The 1,294-nt window shown below is 66.5% G+C and carries 1 protein-coding gene; it reads right to left on the reverse strand.

Annotated elements, in window-relative coordinates:
- Positions 1 to 37 precede the first annotated feature (37 nt).
- A partial coding sequence (locus tag HUK65_RS18415) for a tyrosine-type recombinase/integrase (RefSeq protein ID WP_179907735.1) occupies positions 38 to 1,294 on the reverse strand: 1,257 nt, incomplete at its 5' end.

Below are 1,294 nucleotides of genomic sequence, written 5' to 3' on the forward strand. Positions count from 1 at the left end.
GCGATGCGATCAGCCGCGCCCGCGCCATCGCCGCGCGTCACAAGGCGGTCGGCTGAAGCAACGTCTGCTGGTGCTCCAGCGACGCCCCGTCTCCATAGCGTTCCCGTGTCAGCCGATGACCGAACAGGTCGCGCCGGATGCGGTCATCGATCCCCGCCGCCAGCATCCGGTCCTCGAAGGCGTGGCGCAGCGAATAGAGCGTGTGATCATCGCTCTCCATCAGACCGTTCCCGCGGAGGAACTTGTTCACCGTCGCCGACAGGCTGGCGCTGCTCTTGCGGTAGCGCGGGAAGCCCTCAGGGAAGGCGCGCATCGCCTCCAGCGACACGCCCAGCAGCGGCACCACCCGCCGGGCGTGCCTGCTCTTGATCTGGCGCTCCTCGGGTTCGATGGCGATATGCGGCACGTTGTGGTTCAGCCGGATCGTCTTCGCGGTCAGCGCCGCCAGCTCCGAGGGGCGGCAGCCGGTGTTCACCATCACCAGCAGGATGGCCCGCGCCTCGGGGTTCAGGCCGTCGAGCGCCCCCTTCGCCAGCAGCTTCTCCCGGATCCACGTCGTCGAGAAGGGCGGGCGCTTCCTGGCGTCGCCTTCCTTGAAGGACAGATCCGTCAGCGGCAGCACCAGCCCGAGGCGCTTCATCTTGTTCACGGTCTTGAGCACGCTCCCGATATGGATCAGGTCCTTGTTGGCGCTGTTGGGCGTGAGTTCCTCGTCTTCCAGCCGTTCCATCCACCAGTTGCGGAAATCGAGCATGTCATCGCCGGTGATGTCATGGATGGGCTTGTCGCCGATCACCGCGATCAGGTTGCGGATGGCCTTGATGCGCGGGTTCTTCCAGCGTCTGAGCTGATCATCGGACTTGCCCAGGGTCTTGTCCTTGGCCAGCGTCCAGTAGAGCTCCAGCGCCTTGCTGAGGGTAATAGGGGGCTCCTTCGCCCCGCCCAGGGTTGCAGCCGCCTCAACCATGTCGGGGGCGTCGGGCTTGTCCCTGAAGCCCGAGACCGCCTTGAACCGGTCGCGCAGCTCTTCCAGCGGCAGTCTGGCCACCTCTTCGGCGCGCATGTAGCGGAAGCCCCGCGCCGCGGCGAGTTCGCGCGCGGCCTGAAAGCGTGCTTCCGCATCGGCACTGTCACCCGCGAGCTTCGCTTCCCAGCCCGCAACCAGCTGCGCCCAAGTCGCGCCCTCCTTGGTCTTGGCGACCGCGGGCGAATCCGTGTGCAGGCTTACCCAGACGAACTTGCGCGGCTCAACCGCCGCATAGCGCTTCGGCACCCGCTTGTAGAGGTAGAGCGT

Source organism: Rhabdonatronobacter sediminivivens, from assembly GCF_013415485.1.
GTDB classification, from domain to species: domain Bacteria; phylum Pseudomonadota; class Alphaproteobacteria; order Rhodobacterales; family Rhodobacteraceae; genus Rhabdonatronobacter; species Rhabdonatronobacter sediminivivens.